This window comes from Limosilactobacillus mucosae, assembly GCF_046939755.1.
In the GTDB taxonomy this organism is placed as follows: Bacteria; Bacillota; Bacilli; order Lactobacillales; family Lactobacillaceae; genus Limosilactobacillus; species Limosilactobacillus mucosae_A.
Window position 1 is genome coordinate 1 of sequence record NZ_JBKZAY010000009.1, and the last position, 19,652, is coordinate 19,652.

At 47.2% G+C, this 19,652-nt stretch carries 17 protein-coding genes, 1 tRNA gene and 1 other annotated feature; of the genes, 15 read left to right on the plus strand and 3 right to left on the minus strand.

The genetic code is table 11. The annotated features are described in order from the left end of the window. Nucleotides 1-205: 205 nt before the first annotated feature. Complete coding sequence (locus ACLUWI_RS04485) at nucleotides 206-1,969, plus strand: glycoside hydrolase family 13 protein (protein WP_412146325.1); 1,764 nt, start codon at nucleotides 206-208, stop codon at nucleotides 1,967-1,969. A 34-nt stretch (nucleotides 1,970-2,003) separates the two neighbouring features. Here the strand turns inward: ACLUWI_RS04485 and ACLUWI_RS04490 are convergent, their stop codons facing one another. Further along, on the minus strand, nucleotides 2,004-2,483 hold the full coding sequence (locus ACLUWI_RS04490; protein WP_412146326.1) for a hypothetical protein: 480 nt from the start codon (nucleotides 2,481-2,483) through the stop codon (nucleotides 2,004-2,006). Nucleotides 2,484-2,676: 193 nt separating this feature from the next. Beyond that, nucleotides 2,677-2,918: a binding site (T-box leader), on the plus strand. A 219-nt stretch (nucleotides 2,919-3,137) separates the two neighbouring features. On the opposite strand from ACLUWI_RS04490, the gene ACLUWI_RS04495 reads away from it, so the two are divergent. Beyond that, nucleotides 3,138-3,944: a 2-keto-4-pentenoate hydratase gene (locus ACLUWI_RS04495; protein WP_412146327.1), complete on the plus strand. Its 807-nt coding sequence runs from the start codon at nucleotides 3,138-3,140 to the stop codon at nucleotides 3,942-3,944. Between the two features lie 248 nt (nucleotides 3,945-4,192). Further along, a complete protein-coding gene (gene bsh / locus ACLUWI_RS04500) occupies nucleotides 4,193-5,173 on the plus strand; it encodes a choloylglycine hydrolase (protein WP_412146328.1) in 981 nt (326 codons plus the stop codon). 47 nt (nucleotides 5,174-5,220) lie between these two features. On the opposite strand, the gene ACLUWI_RS04505 is transcribed toward bsh, so the two are convergent. After that, entirely contained in the window at nucleotides 5,221-5,817 is a 597-nt protein-coding gene (locus ACLUWI_RS04505; protein ID WP_412146329.1) for an alpha/beta fold hydrolase, read from the minus strand. A 122-nt stretch (nucleotides 5,818-5,939) separates the two neighbouring features. Between ACLUWI_RS04505 and ACLUWI_RS04510 the strand changes: the two genes are divergently transcribed. From ACLUWI_RS04510 to ACLUWI_RS04540, 7 genes are all read left to right on the plus strand, one after another. Continuing rightward, the gene (locus tag ACLUWI_RS04510) at nucleotides 5,940-6,113 is read left to right on the plus strand and encodes a hypothetical protein (RefSeq protein ID WP_412146330.1); all 174 of its coding nucleotides are present in this window, start codon (nucleotides 5,940-5,942) and stop codon (nucleotides 6,111-6,113) included. A 75-nt stretch (nucleotides 6,114-6,188) separates the two neighbouring features. Further along, the gene (locus ACLUWI_RS04515) at nucleotides 6,189-6,686 is read left to right on the plus strand and encodes a phosphatidylglycerophosphatase A (protein WP_412146331.1); all 498 of its coding nucleotides are present in this window, start codon (nucleotides 6,189-6,191) and stop codon (nucleotides 6,684-6,686) included. 213 nt (nucleotides 6,687-6,899) lie between these two features. Beyond that, the gene (locus ACLUWI_RS04520; RefSeq protein WP_412146332.1) at nucleotides 6,900-7,685 is read left to right on the plus strand and encodes a sulfite exporter TauE/SafE family protein; all 786 of its coding nucleotides are present in this window, start codon (nucleotides 6,900-6,902) and stop codon (nucleotides 7,683-7,685) included. A gap of 87 nt (nucleotides 7,686-7,772) precedes the next feature. Continuing rightward, nucleotides 7,773-9,233, plus strand: a complete 1,461-nt coding sequence (locus ACLUWI_RS04525; protein WP_412146333.1) for a hypothetical protein — start codon at nucleotides 7,773-7,775, stop codon at nucleotides 9,231-9,233. 255 nt (nucleotides 9,234-9,488) lie between these two features. Then, a complete protein-coding gene (locus ACLUWI_RS04530) occupies nucleotides 9,489-10,748 on the plus strand; it encodes an MFS transporter (protein ID WP_412146334.1) in 1,260 nt (419 codons plus the stop codon). Nucleotides 10,749-10,822: 74 nt separating this feature from the next. Further along, a tRNA-Thr gene (locus ACLUWI_RS04535) sits at nucleotides 10,823-10,896 on the plus strand. A gap of 138 nt (nucleotides 10,897-11,034) precedes the next feature. Beyond that, nucleotides 11,035-12,210 (plus strand): cation:proton antiporter, encoded by a 1,176-nt coding sequence (locus tag ACLUWI_RS04540; RefSeq protein WP_412146335.1) that lies wholly within the window; start codon nucleotides 11,035-11,037, stop codon nucleotides 12,208-12,210. Between the two features lie 43 nt (nucleotides 12,211-12,253). On the opposite strand, the gene helD is transcribed toward ACLUWI_RS04540, so the two are convergent. Continuing rightward, nucleotides 12,254-14,569, minus strand: coding sequence for an RNA polymerase recycling motor HelD (gene helD, locus ACLUWI_RS04545; protein WP_412146336.1), 2,316 nt, complete (start codon nucleotides 14,567-14,569; stop codon nucleotides 12,254-12,256). Nucleotides 14,570-14,744: 175 nt separating this feature from the next. Between helD and ACLUWI_RS04550 the strand changes: the two genes are divergently transcribed. From ACLUWI_RS04550 to ACLUWI_RS04570, 5 genes are all read left to right on the plus strand, one after another. Next, on the plus strand, nucleotides 14,745-15,692 hold the full coding sequence (locus ACLUWI_RS04550) for a Ppx/GppA family phosphatase (RefSeq protein ID WP_006499373.1): 948 nt from the start codon (nucleotides 14,745-14,747) through the stop codon (nucleotides 15,690-15,692). Further along, entirely contained in the window at nucleotides 15,679-16,953 is a 1,275-nt protein-coding gene (locus ACLUWI_RS04555) for a hydroxymethylglutaryl-CoA reductase, degradative (RefSeq protein WP_412146337.1), read from the plus strand. The genes ACLUWI_RS04550 and ACLUWI_RS04555 overlap by 14 nt, the downstream gene beginning before the upstream one ends. Further along, nucleotides 16,950-17,921, plus strand: a complete 972-nt coding sequence (locus tag ACLUWI_RS04560; RefSeq protein WP_412146338.1) for an IpaB/EvcA family protein — start codon at nucleotides 16,950-16,952, stop codon at nucleotides 17,919-17,921. The genes ACLUWI_RS04555 and ACLUWI_RS04560 overlap by 4 nt, the downstream gene beginning before the upstream one ends. Nucleotides 17,922-17,937: 16 nt before the next feature. Beyond that, the gene (locus ACLUWI_RS04565; RefSeq protein WP_412146339.1) at nucleotides 17,938-18,654 is read left to right on the plus strand and encodes an NAD-dependent protein deacylase; all 717 of its coding nucleotides are present in this window, start codon (nucleotides 17,938-17,940) and stop codon (nucleotides 18,652-18,654) included. Between the two features lie 84 nt (nucleotides 18,655-18,738). Continuing rightward, the gene (locus ACLUWI_RS04570) at nucleotides 18,739-19,593 is read left to right on the plus strand and encodes a DUF72 domain-containing protein (RefSeq protein WP_412146340.1); all 855 of its coding nucleotides are present in this window, start codon (nucleotides 18,739-18,741) and stop codon (nucleotides 19,591-19,593) included. The last annotated feature ends 59 nt before the right edge of the window (nucleotides 19,594-19,652 follow it).

The following is a 19,652-nucleotide window of genomic DNA, read 5'->3' on the forward strand; positions in this document are numbered from 1 at the left end:
TAGCTTGACTTAAGTGCTAGGCAGGAATTCACCGATTCTTAATCGACGGCGAAATGTTTCTGCTTTAAAAATAACTAAAAACAGACAGGATAATTCACCATTACGCAGCGACTGTCTATTTTTGATCATAGTCTACCCATAACTCATCTACACCATAAAAGCTGGGAGCAATTTGCAATCAGCGCAATTAGCAAAGGAGTTTTCTATGAATCTAGCAGGAATCTATCATCGCCCCGAAAGCGAAATGGCTTATCTCTATTCTAAAGACGTTATGCACATTCGTCTAAAGACTGCTAAAGGAGATATCTCACAAGCTGATTTATTACATGGTGATCCTTATAGTTTATCCAGTCGGCCGGATCTGCCTAAGTTTTACACGCAGCCAATGCCCATGAAAAAGCTTTACTCGGATGGTGTGTATGACTATTGGCAGGCAGCCGTTACCGAACCCCGAAAGCGCCTAGCATATGCTTTTGAAGTGACTGACCAAAACGGCAATCGGATAATCTATTCTGATCAGGGATTTATCCAGCCGACTGACCAAAAGAAGCTGAACGATGCCAATACTTATTTTCGCATGCCTTATTTTCAAGATATTGATGCATTTCACGCGCCAAAATGGGTGGAAAAGACGGTTTGGTATCAGATTTTTCCAGAGCGTTTTGCCAATGGCGATGCTGCCAATGATCCGGTAGGCACTAAGCCTTGGGATCCCCAAACGCATCCTGGGCGCCAGGACTTTTATGGCGGCGATCTGCAGGGCGTGATCAATCACCTGGATGATTTAAAGAAGCTGGGGGTCAATGGGCTGTACTTTAACCCAATTTTTAAAGCACCTTCCAATCATAAATACGATACGCAAGACTATTATCAAATCGATCCGCACTTTGGCGACGCGCGGCTATTCAAAAAACTAGTTAAGCTGGCTCATCAAAAGGGGATGCGGGTAATGCTGGATGCCGTCTTTAATCATATTGGTGATCAGTCGCCGATGTGGCAAGACGTTTTGAAATATGGCCGGGATTCAAGATATGCTGACTGGTTCCACATTAATCAGTTCCCAGCCACCTATACGCCAACAGCCAACTTTGAATTTGCCAAAGATACAACCTATGATACGTTTGCTTACACGCCGCATATGCCTAAACTTAACACGGCTAATCTCGCGGTTCAGAACTATCTTTTGGACATTGCCAAATATTGGGTACGTGAATTTGATATCGATGCCTGGCGCTTAGACGTTGCTAACGAGATCGACCATCATTTCTGGCGCCGCTTTCATGATCAGATGCTGGCATTAAAGAAAGATTTTTATATTCTGGGCGAAATCTGGCATTCTGCCCAGCCATGGCTCAATGGCGATGAGTTTACCGGCGTGATGAACTATGACTACACTGGAGCAATTATCAGCTGCCTGATTAAGCATGACTTAAGTGCTCAAGAATTGGTCGATGAATTAAGTCGCCAACTGATGCTTTATCGTGATCAAACCAACGCGATGATGTTTAACGTGCTTGATTCGCATGATACGGCGCGAATCATGACGGTCGCCCATGAAGATGCTGCCTTGGTTAGACAGACACTGGCGTTTACTTTTCTGCAGCCAGGTTGTCCATCAATTTATTACGGCACCGAATATGGAATGACGGGTGACAGTGATCCGGACTGCCGCAAGCCGATGAACTGGCATCCAGATACCAAGGCTTTGGCAATGTATGATTTTGTCCAAGCTTTGATTAAGCTGCGCCAAGAAAACTGGCGGCTGATTGCTCAAGGGACGCTTGAGCTGACTGCCTTGCCGAATGATCAAGGCATCGTAATTAAGCGTCAACTGCGGCATAAGCAGTTAACGGCAGTTTTCAACACGGGGCGTGAGTCATTGGACTGCCAACTGGTGCCATTGATTTCGCAGGGCCTGCAAAAACGGCGGCTGCGTCCTAAGGGATTCGTGATTGCCATGCAAAGCTAATTATTGGCTTAGGCTTTTGGAGCTTTAGTCGTGGCTAAATAAAAACCACCGCTGCTGGCGATGACGATTGCTTTCCGAATACGGCTTTGACTTTAAGCCCCTTTTGACTGCGATACCAGCCTTGATGATTGAAGCTGATTTCAGCAATGATTTGGCCATTTTGATTTTGAACGTAGACTGGCAGGCGGGTCTTGTACTGCCGCTGAAGCTGATTGGTCTGCTCGCTTAATTTATCTAGCTGCCGTTTAAGTTGTTGATCGGTTGTCGCTGCTGCCGACCGTTTTAAGATGATGCGGGTGCTCGTTACGCTGATTTTAGCGTAGTGGTCATGGCTGAGTTTCTTACTTAGCGCCCGCTCCAATTGAATGATTCTGTCAGATGAGATGGCAAGGCTGGATTCTTCCCGGTGGTCCAGAATAGCCATCAGCATTGCGGTAATAATTGCCATGGCAAATGCTAATCTGATCAGCGCGCGGTAGTTGGCACTATTAATATGGTTATTGTTCCAGCGCATTTTCTCACCTCATGTTATAGAATGTCTTTATTTTACGCCGGCTGGGTTGATGATGGAATGTCAAACATGAGCAAGACGGGCGGATTTTACGGTGAAAAATTAGAAAATAATGATAAAAATTAAAAAATATGTTGACATTAGTGGTTGTGGTGCTTATTATATAAGCATAAATTAAATACGAATTAGAAATCAATTAAAAACGTTGATTAGGAAGAGTAGCTTGATCAGCCAGCCAAGCAGAAAACTGACGGTCGTTGCGAGTCAGTCACGCGGTCAAGTGAAAATCACCTATGAGTTGGGCGTCAAAATTTTAGTAAGACGCACCTGGCAGCACCCATTATCGTGCCGATGAATCCAATTTTCTTGGGTTCATTTGAGGTTAAGTTTCCAGCTTAACGAAAAAAGGTGGTACCACGCCCATGTGACGTCCTTTAAGTGCTTTGCGAAAGCAGGGCAATTAAAGGACGTTTTTTAATTCGTATTCAAATCAAACAATTAAAAGAGGTGAGTGTCATGAAGGACAGCGACATTAGCAACATTAGCAACATTAGCAACATTCAAATCCAAAGCGCGAAACTACTAAAACAAGGACACTCACGCCGGAACCATTATAATCTGCCAGCGTGAGGCAATTAAAAATGGAGGAATCTAATTATGACTGAACAACAAGCAACCCTGACCGATGCACAAGAAAAATTTGCTCAAGCACTGTATGACGCCTACAAGTCTGGCAACCCACTGCTGGAATCTGAATGGGAAGGCGTCGTTACCGATGACGATACGGCCTACCGCGTTCAAGATCGCGTCATGGCACTCAAGGATCAACCAGTTGGCGGCTACAAGGTCTCATTAACCAGTGAACAAACTCAAAAGATGTTTGACTCTGACTCACCACTGTATGGTCAACAGGTTGAAGACCACTTCTTAAAGTCGCCAGCAACGGTTAAGCTCAGTGATCGCATGGCGGCACTGGCTGAAGTTGAACTGGGCTTTCGGGCCAAGGAAGATCTTTCACCAGACGATTCTTTGGAAGATCTGATGAAGAAGACGACGGTTTGCGGGACGCTTGAAGTTCCCGACTCACGCTTTAAAGACTGGTTCCCAAGTCTTTCCAAGTACAACGTTATGTCAGACTGTGCGGTTGGCGGCCTGGTTGTCTATGGTGAAGAACGCGACACTGATAAGGTCTTTGCCACGCCAGAAGATGCAGCCAAAGTTCACGCCGAGCTATATTTTAATGGCGAGAAGAAAGATGAAGGGGATTCCTCAGAAGTTCTTGGCAATCCGCTGAAGTCGCTGCAATGGCTGGTTGCCAAGCTGGCTTCTCAAGGCAAACAGTTTAAGAAGGGTCAGCTGGTATCTTCCGGAACGTTTGTGCTGCCGCCAAAACTGGCTGCCGGCAAGTGGGAAGCCAAGTTTGATCATGGTTTTGGTACGGTTGAACTGAACGTTACCGATTAGGATTATGTTTTCCCTACCTGATTTTGTATTTATATAAATTGACAAAAAATCAGTTTAAGAATTGTTTAAAAACACAATAAAAATTATTTAAATCTATTAATCGACAAAACGTAAGAAAAGCTGTTATAACGGGATTGGGCCCTCGTGGTAGCAGTTTTTTTTATTTATACAATACTTGTTTTAAAAATAGTTTGCACTAAAATGATGATCGAAAATGATAATTTACATCTGTAAAGGAGTGAAGGCTCATGTGTACTGCAGCAACCTATACTGCTGGTGACCACTATTTTGGTCGGAATTTGGATTTGGAACTGTCTTATGGTGAAAAGGTTACGATCACGCCACGCAATTTTCCGCTGACGTTCCGCAAGATGCCAACGCTTGAACATCACTATGCTTTGATCGGGATGGCAACGACGGTCGACAATTATCCGCTTTATTTTGACGCTACCAATGAAAAAGGATTAAGCATGGCTGGCTTGAACTACCCAGGTAACGCTGACTACAAACCATACGCAGAAGGTAAGGACAACGTATCACCATTTGAGTTCGTATCATGGATCCTGGGCCAATGCGCAACACTAGCCGAGGCTAAGGTTTTGTTAGACAAGATCAACCTGGTTAAGATCAACTTTAGCGAACAGCTGCCGCTTTCACCGCTACACTGGCTGATGGCTGAGACGGCATCTGAAAAGACTTTAACGATTGAATGTGATCGTGATGGTCTGCACGTCTATGACAATCCAGTTGGCGTCTTGACCAACAATCCTCAATTTGACAAGCAGCTGTTCAACTTGAACAACTACCAGTTCTTAAGTCCTCAGCAGCCAGAAAACAAGTTCAGCCAAGACCTTGAGCTCGATAACTACAGTCGTGGCTTGGGAACGCGGGGCCTGCCTGGCGGGATGGACTCAATGTCGCGTTTTGTCAAGGTTGCCTTTACCAAGCTTAACGCACCTAAGGGAGAAACCGAAAACGAGAACGTCGGCAACTTCTTCCACATTCTGCACTCGGTTGAACAGCAAAAGAACCTGGATGGCGTCGAGAATAATCAATTTGAATTTACGATTTATTCATCCTGTGTCAATGCTGACCGGGGTATCTACTACTACACCACCTACGACAACAATCAGATCAATGCCGTTGACATGCACAAGGTTGACTTGGATGGCCGAGAATTGATTGATTATGATTTGGTAAACGAACAAAACATCAACTGGCAAAATTAAATCTGAAAAAACCGCCTGGAAAAATTTCCAAGCGGTTTTTTGTTCGATTAGCGTAATTGATTGCCCAATGATTTTAAACCGTCACCATTAATGGTCGCCTCCATTTTGTCGATCCAAATCAGATGACCATCAAAAAGCCGGTTGCTAAGGCCTTGAGCTGCCACGCGGTTCTGCCGATCGCGGGTGCCGCAGAAAACGGTAGTGGGGCATTGAACGTGCATCAGCTGATTGGTTAGGTCGACGTCATACAACGACTGCAGCAGCGCTAAGGATGATTTTTTATCAAGCGGCCGGTCTTTAAAACTGCCTTGGGGAAGCAGTCGCCAGCGGGTTGCCTGCCGTTTCAAGCGGGCCGTCGGGATTTGATACTGCGGTTTAACCAACAGCAGATTGTCAATACGTCCAAACGCGGTAACGGCGACTTTAAGCGCGATGATGGCTCCAATACCATCGCCAATCAACGTGACCGGCTGTGGAACCTGGCGCACCAGTTGTTCAACGGCCTGTGCCAAGGACTGGTAGTCTAAAGCTGCATCGCTGAATTGACGATAATCAACGAGCCTTAGCTGATGATAACCGACTTTAAGCTGCTGCCAAAATGCTGATGATTGTTTTAAATCAGGCAAGACGATGACCGTTCCCATAACTAGTGCCAACTTTCTATAATGTTCTTTAAGAAAAATATTTTACCACAAAATGGCAATAAAAGCCGAGGTGAAGCTCATTGGCGTTATAATTGCAATGTGTTAGATTAAAAGGGATTCAAATGCTGTTTTGGCTGTTAAAGCATGGCTGGCTGATTTTGCCCTTTGTATTTATTTTTCCACTGCCAACCGGTTCTCACCAGAAACTGTGGCTGATCGTTGAACTGATTGGTCTGGCAGGATTGCTGATCTTGCTGTTTTGGTGGTGGCAGACAGCAGGAAAGTCATTGGCTTAAACGGCGATTTTCTACTGAAGTCAAGTTGATGCCTATGATTTTTCGCAGTAAGTGATTTAAAATGAGGTGAAGATTTTGCTGACAAAAGATTTTAAGTATCCTGATACCAAGGCTCATGAATTCGTGGTTACGCGGCTAAAAGAGCGTGGTGTTGATCTGCATCAGCTGGCCAAGATTGCCTTTGACCTGCAGCAGCAGTTTATTCCGGAATTGACGGAGGCTGACTGCTATGAGGAGCTGCTCAACGTCATGCACAAACGTGAGCTGCTCAATAATGCCATGGTGGCACTGGAATTGGATCGCCTGGCGGAAGAAAATCAAATCAAAGAACCGCTGCTTTCGATCATCAGAAAGGATGCCGGCGTTTTTGGCGTTGATGAGGCTTTGGCACTGCAGATCTCGGATATCTATGGTACGATCGGCGCAACTAACTTCGGCTATCTGGATCGCGTCAAGTATGGCATCATTAAAAGCTTTGATACCGATGAAAAACATATCAACACGTTTATTGATGATCTATTGGGCGCGATCGTGGCAGCGGTCTGTGGCAAGATTGCTCATAAATATGCCTAACATCACGGATCGTTGGGCGATTGGTCTTTTAACGATTCTGGATTCCGCATCGACAGCTGGCGACGAGATGACTTTAGCAATTAAGAATTCATCAGCAGCAGCGTTCAGAGCGATTGCCGGAAAAAATTTAAGCCTTTTTCACGAAGGTCAGACCTAAATCATCGATGAATGTTCTATAATAAAAAACAATTCTGACATTATTTAGGGAAAGAGATGACGGGAGTGGAGTTTATCCTTTTAATGATCGGTATTGGTATTTTAGCAGGGATCATCAGTGCCGCGGCCGGTTTGGCATCGCTGGTAACCTATCCTTCGCTGTTAGCCATGGGATTGCCGCCAGTAACGGCGAATGTGACCAGTGCCTTTTCAACGATTGCCAGCGGCTACAGCTCATTATTTGCTTCAACCAAGGAGCTGCAAGGCCATCAAAAGCAGGTAAAAATCGTATTGCCATTGGTTTTGGTGGGTTCGATCCTGGGTGCTTGGCTGCTGTTTGCCTTGCCAGGAACCTGGTTTAAGTATCTGGTACCGATCTGTATCGGCATTGGCGGGGTTATTTTGCTGTTCCCCCATCAGCCCAAGCAGGCACAAGCAACGATGTCAGCCAACAGTCGCATGTTTGGCAAGTCATTGATGCAGCGTGGATTCAATATGCTGTGGATCTTTTTGATTGGGGTTTACGCGGGATACTTCAATGCTGGCGCGGGCGTTTTGTGTCTGACGCTGCTTTCGATCATCAATCGTCAAGAGAGTTTTGCCATCAACAACGCCTTAAAAAACGTGGCAATGACGGCAACCAATACAACAGCCTGGATCGTGTTTGCTTTGGAGACGCCGATTCGCTGGCACTATGTTTTACCCTTGATGATCGGTAATATTATTGGCGGTGTCTTGGGACCGGTTATCGTGCGCCACCTGCCAGGTCGATTGATGCAGATTCTGGTCGGGATCGGTGCCTTGATCTTAGCGGTTTCGCTGACGATTCGCAATTTTTCATAGGCGTTGCTCAGTTGCAGCGCTTTTTTTGACCCTTAAATTACAAAGAATGTTAAATTAGGAATAATCAGTTCAAAGGGGGATGCACAGATGAAAAAGAATCAAGCAATTTTGGATTTTGTCGATCAATGGCTGGCTGTGCTGTTAAAACAGGCACAGCCGACTGAAGCACTGCTGGATTCAGAATTTGTCTGGCAATGCCAAGAACTGCATTTTGATCAGCCAGCGCTTGATTTGGATGCGGCCTTTCCAATCGAACAGCCGATGACGTCGCTGACCGGATTGAAAAAAATCATTTCTAAAATCAATGACAAAATGATGCTAGGTCACGCGATCTATCATCAGTGGCAAAATTGGCAAGCCAAACCAGCCGACTGGCAAAAGGCCTGGCTGATCGCGGCCCTGCGGCAGTTAAAAAAATTGGCGCTGGCCAACGAATCCTTGCCGTTTGTGTTTCATGGCGTTATCGCGCATCTGGAGCTGATCTCTCAGGCCGCCACCGATTCACCGGCAAGCGTGCAATGGCTGAAGATTGGTCGCAATGGCAAAGCCGAGCTGCGCGTCATGAACGATCAATACGAGCTGCTGACAACGCAGAAAGCGAATCTAAAAAGTTCTCAGCTCAACGTCTTTTTAGAGAAACTGGCCCTTTATTTTGCCAAACGACATGACTTTAAGCCAACCAATATTGAAAACGAATGGCAGCTGACTTTGACGGCAACGAACGGTCAAAAGTTTCAGACGCGAGGACATTGGCTGACGGACGCGGCGTTGGGTGAGCTGGCTCAAGAGCTGCGGCAGATTTGGCCTGGGGATGCCAAGCTATGGCTGTTTGATGGTCTGGTCCACGCTGAAAAGATCGATCGGCTCACGATTCGCTATCACCGACATATCAATGCCTATCAAGAAGATGGCGAGCCGGTTCAGCTTGATTATCTGGAAAGCATTGTAATTGACCGTGCCCAGCAGGATTTGATCTATCGCAAGCATCTGAGCAGCGATTGCGAAATGGAGCATCGTTACCATATTGCGGATGCGATTGATGCCTTGCTGGACGTTCTGCAGACACCGGATTTTTTGGCATACGTCAATGGCAATGATGACGACGTGGTGTTTGACCCGGATGACCAACGCCAGTATGCAATTGAGATTCAAACTGCTACTGGTCAGACCCGAATCATCAATGGCTCGTTTGATAAGCAGGGGTTACCAGTTGATTTTCCCAAACTGGCCATGATAATCGAAGACTTCTTAAGCTTTTACGGCAACAATGAGCTTATCGATCCGGCACTCTACAATCATCAATGGCGGCGGCCAGGCCAATATATCTATTGCGATGTTTCCTTTGAAGAAGATGGACGAACGTATTGTTATCGCACGGAAGACGAGCGCTTGGCAGAAGGCGATCTGGTCAGAGTTCCCGTGGGGCGGGATAATCATCTGGCAGTTGGCCGCATCGAAAGAATCCAGATCGTCGACGGTCAGCACGTTCCCTATCCACTGTCAAAAACCAAGCTGATCATTGGTCCTTATCAAGCTGATGAGGATTAGGATGCCGGTAAGCGGTGAAAAACTAATTTTTCCAATGAAACAATCTTTAACAATGAAAAATGGCCGAAGATCAACGTTTTGAATGATACGATCTTCAGCCGTTTTTCTATTTTCGGCCTTTATTCCCAACTCCTTTAATTTTCCAGCAAATGCATCAATATTGATCAAATAGCGCTAAACTATAATCTAGAGAGAATCTTTTCAGTCAAAAACCGATCGATATGTTTGGAATTACGTCTTGAAAGGGTGATTAATTTGAAATTCAATAAGCAGCAATGGGAATGGATCTTTTATGACTGGGCCAATTCCGGCTATGCCATGCTGGTAACGACCGCAGTCTTTCCTATTTACTTTAAAGCCGTTGCCTTGCACGGTGGCGTTTCTTCAGCAAATTCAACTGCCTATTGGGGCTATGCCAATAGTTTCAGTACTTTGATCATTGCACTGCTGGCGCCTTTGCTGGGAGCATTGGCCGACTATCCGCATGCTAAGCGACGCTGGCTGAATATTTTTACCTGGCTGGGGATCGTGACTGCCATGATTTTAGGCAGCCTGCCTGCAAATGGCACAATGGCTTGGCTATGGCTGATCATTGTCTACATTATTTCCAATATGGGATATTCGGGCAGCAATCTTTTTTACGACAGCTTCTTAACCGACGTGGCTGACGATGAACAGATGGATGAAGTTTCTTCGGCCGGTTTTGGCTTTGGTTATCTGGGCGGTGTGCTCTCATTTGCAGTCTTTTTAGCCGCCGAGTTGACGAATGGCTTTGGCGTATTGGATGGCAATGGCGTGGCCAGATTCAGTTTTTGGCTCTCGGCCGGCTGGTGGCTGATGTTTGCCTGGCCATTGATGAAAAACGGCCAGCAGCGCTATGGCGTTCCAGATACCCAAAACCGTATTGCTAACAGCTGGCAGCGCGTTTTGCAGACGTTGCGGCATATTAATCACTATCGTCAGGCATTTTGGTTTTTAGTGGCCTATTTTTTCTTTATTGACGGTGTTGACACGATTGTTACCATGGCTACGGTCATCGGTGAGGATCTGGGCATCAAGACGACGACGCTGATGATTGTCATGCTGGTGGTCCAGCTGATTGCCGCGCCGTTTTCAATGCTATACGCCTGGCTGGCCAAGAAGACCTCAACGCGGCGGGCATTATTGTTGAGCATTATCGTCTACATGCTGATCTGCCTTTATGCGCTGAAGCTCAAGTCTGCTGCTGATTTCTGGGTGCTGGCGATTTTAGTCGGGACCAGTCAAGGTGGCATTCAGGCACTGAGCCGTTCTTATTTTGGCCGCTTGATTCCTAAAAGCGACAGCAGCGAGTTCTTTGGTTTTTATAACATTCTGGGCAAGTTTTCGGCGATTCTGGGACCGGTTTTGGTTGGGCTGGCAACGCAATGGACCGGCAACTCGCGCTGGGGGATCTTTTCTTTGGTAATTCTTTTCGTGATCGGTCTGGGTATCTTCTTGATTCTGCCACGCCTGAACGATGTCAAACCAGAATAGGCAAAGTTAAAGATCAGATCAAACAGCTTGACTGCTGACTTGCGTGGAGCGCGATTCTTCGCTATACTACCAGTGCCGTCTTAGCTCAGATAGGTAGAGCACATCCATGGTAAGGATGAGGTCGGCGGTTCAAGTCCGCTAGACGGCTCTATCAAACAAGCGACAATTTACAAAGGCTTTCTGCAGTTTGGCAGAAGGCTTTTCTTTTTTTGATGAAGCTAATCATTGTTTTTGGTAAGATAAAAATATAGTTTTGTTTTTTGAACACTGAAGAAAGGAGAAAGACATGAGTTTTATTGCCACTTTGGCGGGAATCCTTTTAGCCACGCAGCTTGTTTCACATTTGTTCGCGCGGTGGGGTATTCCCGATGTCATTGGGCAGATCTTAGTCGGGGTCGTGGCTGGGCCGGCCATGCTGAATTGGGTTCACCAAACGGAAATGATCAATGAGTTTCAAGAGATCGGCGTGATTATTCTGATGTTTATCGCCGGTTTGGAAAGTGATCTGAACCTGCTGAAGAAGTATCTTAAGCCGGCAGTGGTCGTGGCCTTGATGGGGATGATTCTGCCAGTCGTGGTCATGGGATTTGCATCAGACTTGTTCGGGATGCAGTGGTTTGAATCATTGTTTGTCGGCGTGATTTTTTCAGCCACCTCTGTCAGCATCTCAGTGGCCGTTTTGCGTGAGTATCAGCAGCTCGACAGCAAAGAGGGCGCGACGATTCTTGGCGCGGCGGTTGCCGATGATATTGGCGGCGTGATTGCACTGAGCATCTTGATCAGCATGATGCGCGGCCAGGGATTCGATGGCGAGCAGAATATGAGTCTCGGCCTGACCATCTTTTTACAGCTGCTGTTTTTTGTTGGCACCTACCTGCTGGTTAAGTTTTTAGCGCCCTATTTGATGCATGCCAGTCAACGCATGCTGACAATCGCGGCCCCTGCAGTCGCGGCAATGATCATCTGTCTGACGATGGCCGCATTGGCTGATAAGGTTGGCTTGAGTGGCGCCGTGGGAGCATTCTTTGCCGGAATCGCGATCGGTAATACCAAGACCAGCGAAGTTGTCAACCAGAGTTTCGTACCACTTGGCTATGCCCTATTTATTCCGGTATTTTTCGTAAATGTCGGCTTGAGCATGCGGTTGGATCATTTTGTCGACTCATTGCTGTTTATCATCGTCATGACGATTCTGGCCTGCCTGACCAAGCTGATTGGCTGTGGTGGCGGTGCTAAGCTGATGGGCTTTGACTTTAACAGCAGCTACGTGATCGGCAGCGGCATGGTCGCACGTGGTGAAATGGCCTTGATTACGGCTCAGATTGGCTATGAGGCTCATCTGCTTTCGGAAAAGTACTATTCAGATGTGATTACAGTAATCGTTTTGGCAACGATTCTGGCGCCGTTTATCTTAAAGCATGCTTTGCAAAAAGTTAAGCAGACAGCGGAAAGTCAAGCATGATAAAAAGTCCCCGTGCAGATTGGCGCGGGGACTTTTTGAATTGTCAGGATTCTGTGGTTTCCAAGAGCTGGATTGCATTTTGATCGATCACCGAACTGACGGGACCAACACTGATCAAGGTCAGCTCATGCATTGCACGCGAGGCCATTGTATAGATCAAACCAACCGCACGATCGGCCGGCAGATTTTGGTCTGAGACGTCCCAGGCAATTGCGGCGTCAAATTCCAATCCTTTCGCCAGATAGATTGGCAAGACCACGATTCCGATTGGCAGCACGCTGTCTTGGTTGTCGAGCAGATGCACGATCGACTTAAACTGCCGGTGCAGTGTTTGGTAGACTTGTTTGGCCTGCGCGCGGTCCTTAGTTAAAACGGCAATTGTTGCGTAGCGCTCGCGAAAAGCCGCGGCCTGCTGCAAAAGCGCGGTGGCGGCACTGGCTGAGTCAGCGGTGGCAATCAGTCGCGGTTTGGCACCATGTCTGGTAAACGAGATGATCTGATCGCCATCTGGCAGCAGGCTCTTAGCAAAATTGGTAATCTCCATGGTTGAACGGTAGCTGCGTTTGAGCTCGATCAGGTTGGGATGCTTGAATGCCAGGGCATCGTTTAGCTGCTGCAAAAGCTGATTGGGAAGCTGGAGCGGTTTAAAGAGGGCCTGCTCGCTGTCGCCGAGAATCGTAAACCTGGCTTTAGGAAAAGCGTGTTTTAAATAGATTAGCATGGCCAGCGAATAGTCCTGCATCTCATCGATAAATACATATTGAAAAGAACGATTCTGACCGCTGCCGCTCATCAAGTCGCGCAGATACATCAGCGGTGCCGTATGCATTAAGGCGATGCGATGATACTCAAGCTGTTGACGATAGCCAAAGAGCATTGACTGCCAGTCACTGTTTTTAACTGCCGCAGGACGGCTGAGATGCTGCAGGAACTTTTCGTATTGGGTGTTAAAGTCGATGAAGTAATCGTTATAGATGGCATCATAGACGATCCGGAGCTGTTTTTTGGCCAACTGATAGGAAAGATAGGCATACTGCTCATCCTCATCAGCAAAGTCGTCAATGGTTTTCTGACCATACAGATTATGCAGGCCGATGACGTCTTGATCGTTTAGTTCCTTGGCAATCCAGTCGCTTTTGGCAACATTTTGAATGCGGTTCTTCAGCTCTTTGATCAAGGCATTTTTAGTTTTCAACAGGCGATCGGCAATCGTCATGGCTGCTGGCTGCGCTTGATAGATCGACCGAATATGCGCAGCACTGAAAAACGGCTGCTGTCTAAAGTTTAAGTCGGTAAAGCAGATAGCTTCCGGATGCTGTTGGAGAAATTCTAGATATGATTTTACCTGATGCATACAGTCGGTGCTTTCCAGATAATTGGCGATTTCTTGATTGATGCCAGGGTTTTGGGATCGTGTTTCATAGCGCTCAAACAAAGATTCAACGTTCAGTCCTTCAAACCGTCGTCTTAAAAATCCTTCCAGCGTTACCTGACGCATGTTGCGTTCCCCAAGGCTGGGCAGCACGTCAGAGATATAATGGCTGAACAAAAGGTTGGGACTGAATAAGACAATCTGATCGGCATTGAGTGCGGTTCGGCTATGATAGAGCAGGTAGGCGATTCGCTGCAGAATGGCTGAAGTCTTGCCGGATCCTGCCACCCCCTGAACCAACAGCAGATCGCTTTTGGTATCGCGAATAATATCATTTTGTTCTTTTTGAATCGTCGCCACGATATTTTGCATGTACTGGTCGTTTTGATGGCCTAAAGCTTCCTGCAGCATTTGATCGCCAACGGTTTCATTGGTATCGAACATATTGATGATCTGACCATCTTTAATGGTAAACTGCCGCTTTTTGACCAGTGTCGTTGACTGAATGCCAGCCGGCGTCTGGTATTGGACCTTGCCCAGCGTGCCGTTGTAATAGATTCCCGAAATTGGTGCACGCCAGTCATAGACGATAAAATCGGTCTTGTCATCGTTCATTAAAGAAGCCGTCCCGATGTAAAGCGATTCCGGGTCTTTTTCACCAGGATCCAGAATATCGATGCGGCCAAAATAAGGCGATTCCCGTAACTGCTGCAAGGTCTGCAGCTGATGGCGCAAGATGGTCTCGTTTTCCACCGTTCGTGCAACCAATTGCCGCTGCTGCTCAAGCTCGGAGCGTGATTCGGCAATATCGTCGACTTCATAGCGGTTAATCGAGGCATTTTCGCCAAAGTTCTTTTCTACAGCCCGGGTTTCTTGGTGGGCATTGTCTAAGGCAGCCTGCGTCTTTTTGATCTGGACGTCAATCTGCTGAATCGTCCAGTCAACGCGTTGCTGTTCAAGTTTTCGTTCTGAGTATTCGTCTGCCAAGCTGAATTCCTCACTTTTCCAAAAAATTAGCTTAACTATTTTAGCACGTCCGAACATCAATTGCGGATAAACCGAATTTTAATGGCAAAATCGGTGTTTATGGCGAAAGATAATGGTAACATTAAATGGATATTGAAAAAATTAATGATCAACAAGTAAAGCGGAGGTGAAAGTGGTGGAAAACCTCGCAATTGTTGACCTGGGATCAAATTCAGCTCGAATGGCGGTAACTGAAATCTCTCCGGATGGGAAGTTTCGGGAAATCAAGCGCGTTAAGGAAAATACGCGTCTTTCGGAAGGGATGGGTCATGAAAAGATTCTCCAACCCGAGGCAATGGAACGCACAATTCAGGCAATCAAGCACTTTAAGCGTCAGTATCAAGGCCTGCCCAATCTGCAGGTCCAGGCGATTGCAACGGCAGCAGTGCGGCAAGCCAAGAATCGACAAGAATTTCTTCAACGGGTCAAGCAAGAAACCGGTCTGACGGTCCGTGTTCTTTCCGGCTATAAAGAAGCATATTATGACTATTTAGGCGTGGTGCGCACCCTTAAGCTCAATCATTGCCTGATTCTGGATGTTGGCGGGGCCAGCTGTGAGCTGGTTTTGGTTCAGCATCGCAAGGCAAGGGATTTGATTTCATTGCCAATTGGCGCGGTCAACCTGTCTGAGCAGTATCATCTGGGCGGTTACGTGCGCAGTGCCGATCTTTTTAAGGCCCAGGCAGCTGTCTGTGATCGACTCAATAAGATTCCGTGGCTGCGCTATGCCACCCGGATGCCGATTGTTTTGTTAGGCGGGGCAAATCGAACGTTGGCCCGGATGAGTCGTTCGTATCGGCATAAAAATCGCGGTTCGATTCATGGTTATCGCTTAACGTCGCGAGTGGTTTATGCAACCTATCGTGAGCTTTTAAGCCGCAACCTGGCCCAGCGTAAGAAAATGCCCGGGTTAGAGCCAGATCGAGCCGACATCATCATTGGCGGCATGCTGCCATTAGTAACGCTTTTGGAGCGCAACAGCGATGGCCGGGTTATTTTTTCGGAAAGCGGCGTACGTGAGGGAATTATTACCGAATACATTCAACAGCGCGAAAAACGGAGTCAAAACGATGAAAAACAATGATCTTAATCATGATTGGATGCATGGCCTCTACCGATTGTCAAGCAGAGAGCGGCAGCAGATTATCAGTGATCGATTTTCATTGAAAGATGATCAGCAGGCTTTGATGAAGGAAAATGCCAGTCAGCTTGGCAGTCAGCTGATTGAAAACTATCTGACCGATTATCGCTTGCCAGAAGGGGTAGTAACCAATCTGGTCGTCAATCATAAAACCTATACCGTGCCGGTGGTTACAGAAGAGCCTTCCGTCATAGCTGCAGCCTGCAACGGTGCTAATCGGGCAGCGTTAAGCGGTGGCTTTACGGCTCCGACAGCCGAACGAGCAATGCTGGGGCAGGTGGTTTTAAAAAACGTTGCGGACCCATCAGCATTAAACAAGTGGCTGCTGGAACATGAAACCGAGATCCTGACAGTTGCCAATGCCGCGCATCCCTCAATGCAAAGGCGCGGCGGTGGAGCAAAACAGCTGAGAATCAGACAAGTAACGCCGTTTGTCAGCGTTGATCTGATAATCGACGTGGGTGAGGCAATGGGCGCCAATACCGTCAATACGATGGCTGAGGCAGTCGCCCACTACTTGAAAGAGCAGGGCTATGACGTCTTGACGGCGATCTTGAGCAACGCAGCCTTTATGAGCCTCCAGTCGGCTGCTTGTCGGGTCAGCTTTAAGAACCTGGCGACGGCAACGATGAATGGCGCAGTCGTGGCCCAGCGAATTGCTGAATTAAGCCAGTTGGCGCAAGTCGATCCATATCGAGCGGCTACTCATAACAAAGGAATCATGAATGGCATTGATGCATTGATGATCGCCAGCGGCAATGATTGGCGGGCCATCGAAAGCGGTGCGTATGCCTATGCAGCAAGCAGCGGTCAGCTTAAAGGACTCAGTACCTGGAAAATTGACGGTGATGCCTTATTGGGTCGCATAAAACTGCCATTACCGTTGGGAACGGTTGGCGGCTCAATTGGACTTAACCCTTTGACCAGGCTCAACTTTAAGATCAATGATATTCATTCCGCGGGCGAATTGGCCAGAGTAGCAGCCAGTCTCGGATTGGCACAGAATCTGGCTGCGCTGCGGGCACTAGCGACCAATGGCATTCAGGCTGGCCATATGCAGATGCAGTATCGTTCACTGGCCGTTGCAGTTGGCGCGACGGCAGCTGAGGTTCCGGTTCTGGTCAAGCACCTCAAGAAACTGCCGCAGGTCAATCAGGATATTGCCAAGCAAGCATTGCAGGAACTGAGAAAGGACTCACTATGACAGAAGAACAACCAATTAAATTAAATCAAGAGGCCCAAAATCTGTTGGATGCCGTTAATGCCATCTATCCGCAAGGCAGCGTCTTTGTACAGTTTGAAGGCGAAAAATCCGGCTGGCTCAGACATGATCAGGCTCGGCAGACAACGCTGCCTGGGGGGCTGGTAATTACGGTGACTGATCTGACGGCCCCTGACTATACTGCTTCGCATGAACTGCTGCACTTGTTGATGCTTTTGCGTGGCTTTCCGCAGATTTTCTTCCAGCTTTCATTGGGCAGTGAAGAATTAGATGAACAGATGATGATCATGGCAACCGATCTTTATGATACGGTCATGCATCGAGTAGTCGTGGCCGAACAGCGCAAGCACGATCTGATTGACGATCAGATCGAAGCAGAGTATTTTAAAGGCATCGAACATACTTTGACGCCAGAATCCGACCAGGCTGATGATGAGCGGACGATGCGGCTGTTGACGCTTTTGGATGCCCTGGTCTTTTATGGAACGGGCGATCACCTGGCGGAATATGAGGCACGGCTGACCAAGCTTTATCCCGTGGCAGCCAAGGCAGCCGTGGCAATGTATGAAAAACTGGTCGAAAAGCCGATCAATTCACCGTTTGACTTGCGTCGCAACGTTGTTAGACTGTTTGAGCTGTTTGACGAGCAGATGACGGCTTGGGGACTGCCAAAGCTGCATAATAAGGAATTCGTTACGCTGTCGCCAGTTTTAAGCGAACGGCAATTACGCTTGAGCGTTCGCCAGGTATTTGAGATTTTCCATTCCGACATGAAAGATCGTAAGACTGGCAAGCGGGCCTACATCGGCGTACGACGCAATGATGGACAGAACTCGTTTACGATTCCGGCACCTGAAAACGATGCGCCAGCTGAATTCTTGAAACTGTATGATGAGCCGGTTGAAAAACTGCTGACGGATCTAAACGTGCCATTTATCGTTAGAAAATAACTAAGGAAGTGGTTTGATGGACGCTAAAGATCAAGAATTGTTCGATCAGGCAAAGCAGATTGTCTTTTTGACTGGAGCCGGCGTTTCAACGGCTTCGGGGATCCCGGATTTTCGTAGTGCCAATGGCTTGTATACGAAGAATCACAATGCCGAATACTATTTGAGCCACCGTTATTTTGAAACTGATCCAGATGGCTTTTATGAATTCTGCAAGCAAAACCTGTATTTTCCCGATGCGCTGCCCAACCCGATCCATCAAAAACAGGTTGCCTTGGCACTTCAAGATCGAGCAACGATTATTACCCAAAATATCGATAATCTTTATGAAGTGGAATTTCAAAAACAAGGTGCCAAACCTAGACATTTAATCGATTTTCATGGCAATCTCTATCGTGTCTACTGCGAAAAATGCGGCCAGACGGTACCAGTCAGTGAATATCTAAACAGTCGGCTGCACCAGACTGATCAAGGGCCGCTGCGTCCTGACATTGTCTTATACGATGAAGGCATCAAGCAGGATGATATTCTCGATTCAGTTCATACGATGCAAAAGGCCGATTTGGTCGTAATCGTTGGTACCAGCATGCGCGTCTATCCATTTGCCGGGCTGTTGGAGTACCGTAATCCGCAGGCCAAGGTGATGGCAGTCAATCAAGAAAAGCTTGACCTCCCATTTCCGTTTGAGATGATTCAAGCCGATGCCACCAGCTTTTTTGCCGAACTGCGTGCTTAAAAGCTACTGAAGGCCCAGCCTGCTGCTGCAAGCTGAGCCTTTCTTAATCTCGATACATGATTCCAAGGCGAAAGGAATGGTTTTGTGACTCAGATTACGCTTGGCCTGACGACCTGGTCAGAGCACCCCGCGCTGATTGATGGTCAACGGCAGACAACAACGCTTAATGAATATGCCCAACATTTTCCTACCGTTGAAATCGATACTTTTTTTTATGCTTTGCCTAAAGCAGCAACCATCCAGAAATGGCTGACTGAGGTCCCGCGCGACTTTCAGTTTATCGTTAAGGCGCACCGGCTGATGACTCAGCATGAGAACCTGACTGAGCAAGACTTGTCATTAGAAGAAGTGTTTCAAAAATATCGCACTGCCATCATGCCATTGATCGCAGCTGGCCAGCTGAAGTGCGTACTGTTTCAGTTTCCGCCGTTTTTTGATGCACAGCTTGACCATATCGACTATTTGCGGCGGATTCGCCTGTTGATGGGGAATCTGCCAATTGCTGTTGAGTTTCGAAATGCCAGCTGGTATCAAGCTGCGATTCTCCAACCGCTGACCGAATTTTGCCGCGATCTGCACATTACGCTGGTTGCCGCTGATGAGCCGCATGATACCTTGACCAGCGTACCGTTTTATCTGATCACGACCAATCCCAGACTGGTAATGATTAGACTGCATGGCCGCAATCGAAAAGGCTGGGATCATCCAGACAAAGAGTGGCGAAAGAAACGGACGCTGTATCGCTATTCAACCCATGAACTGCAGGGATTGGCGGTTTTAATCCAAAATCTTGAGCCGGCACCTCAAGAAATCTGTGTCATCTTTAACAACAACTCAGGCAAAGATGCCGCGCCAAACGCTTTGGAACTGAAGCAAATCTTGCATCTTGAGTTTAAGGGACTGGCGCCGCATGATCCCGAGCAGCTGAATCTGTTTTAAAATCAAGAAAAAACCGCTCATTTTATGTTAAACTAAAGATTATTAAATCCGTATTAGAA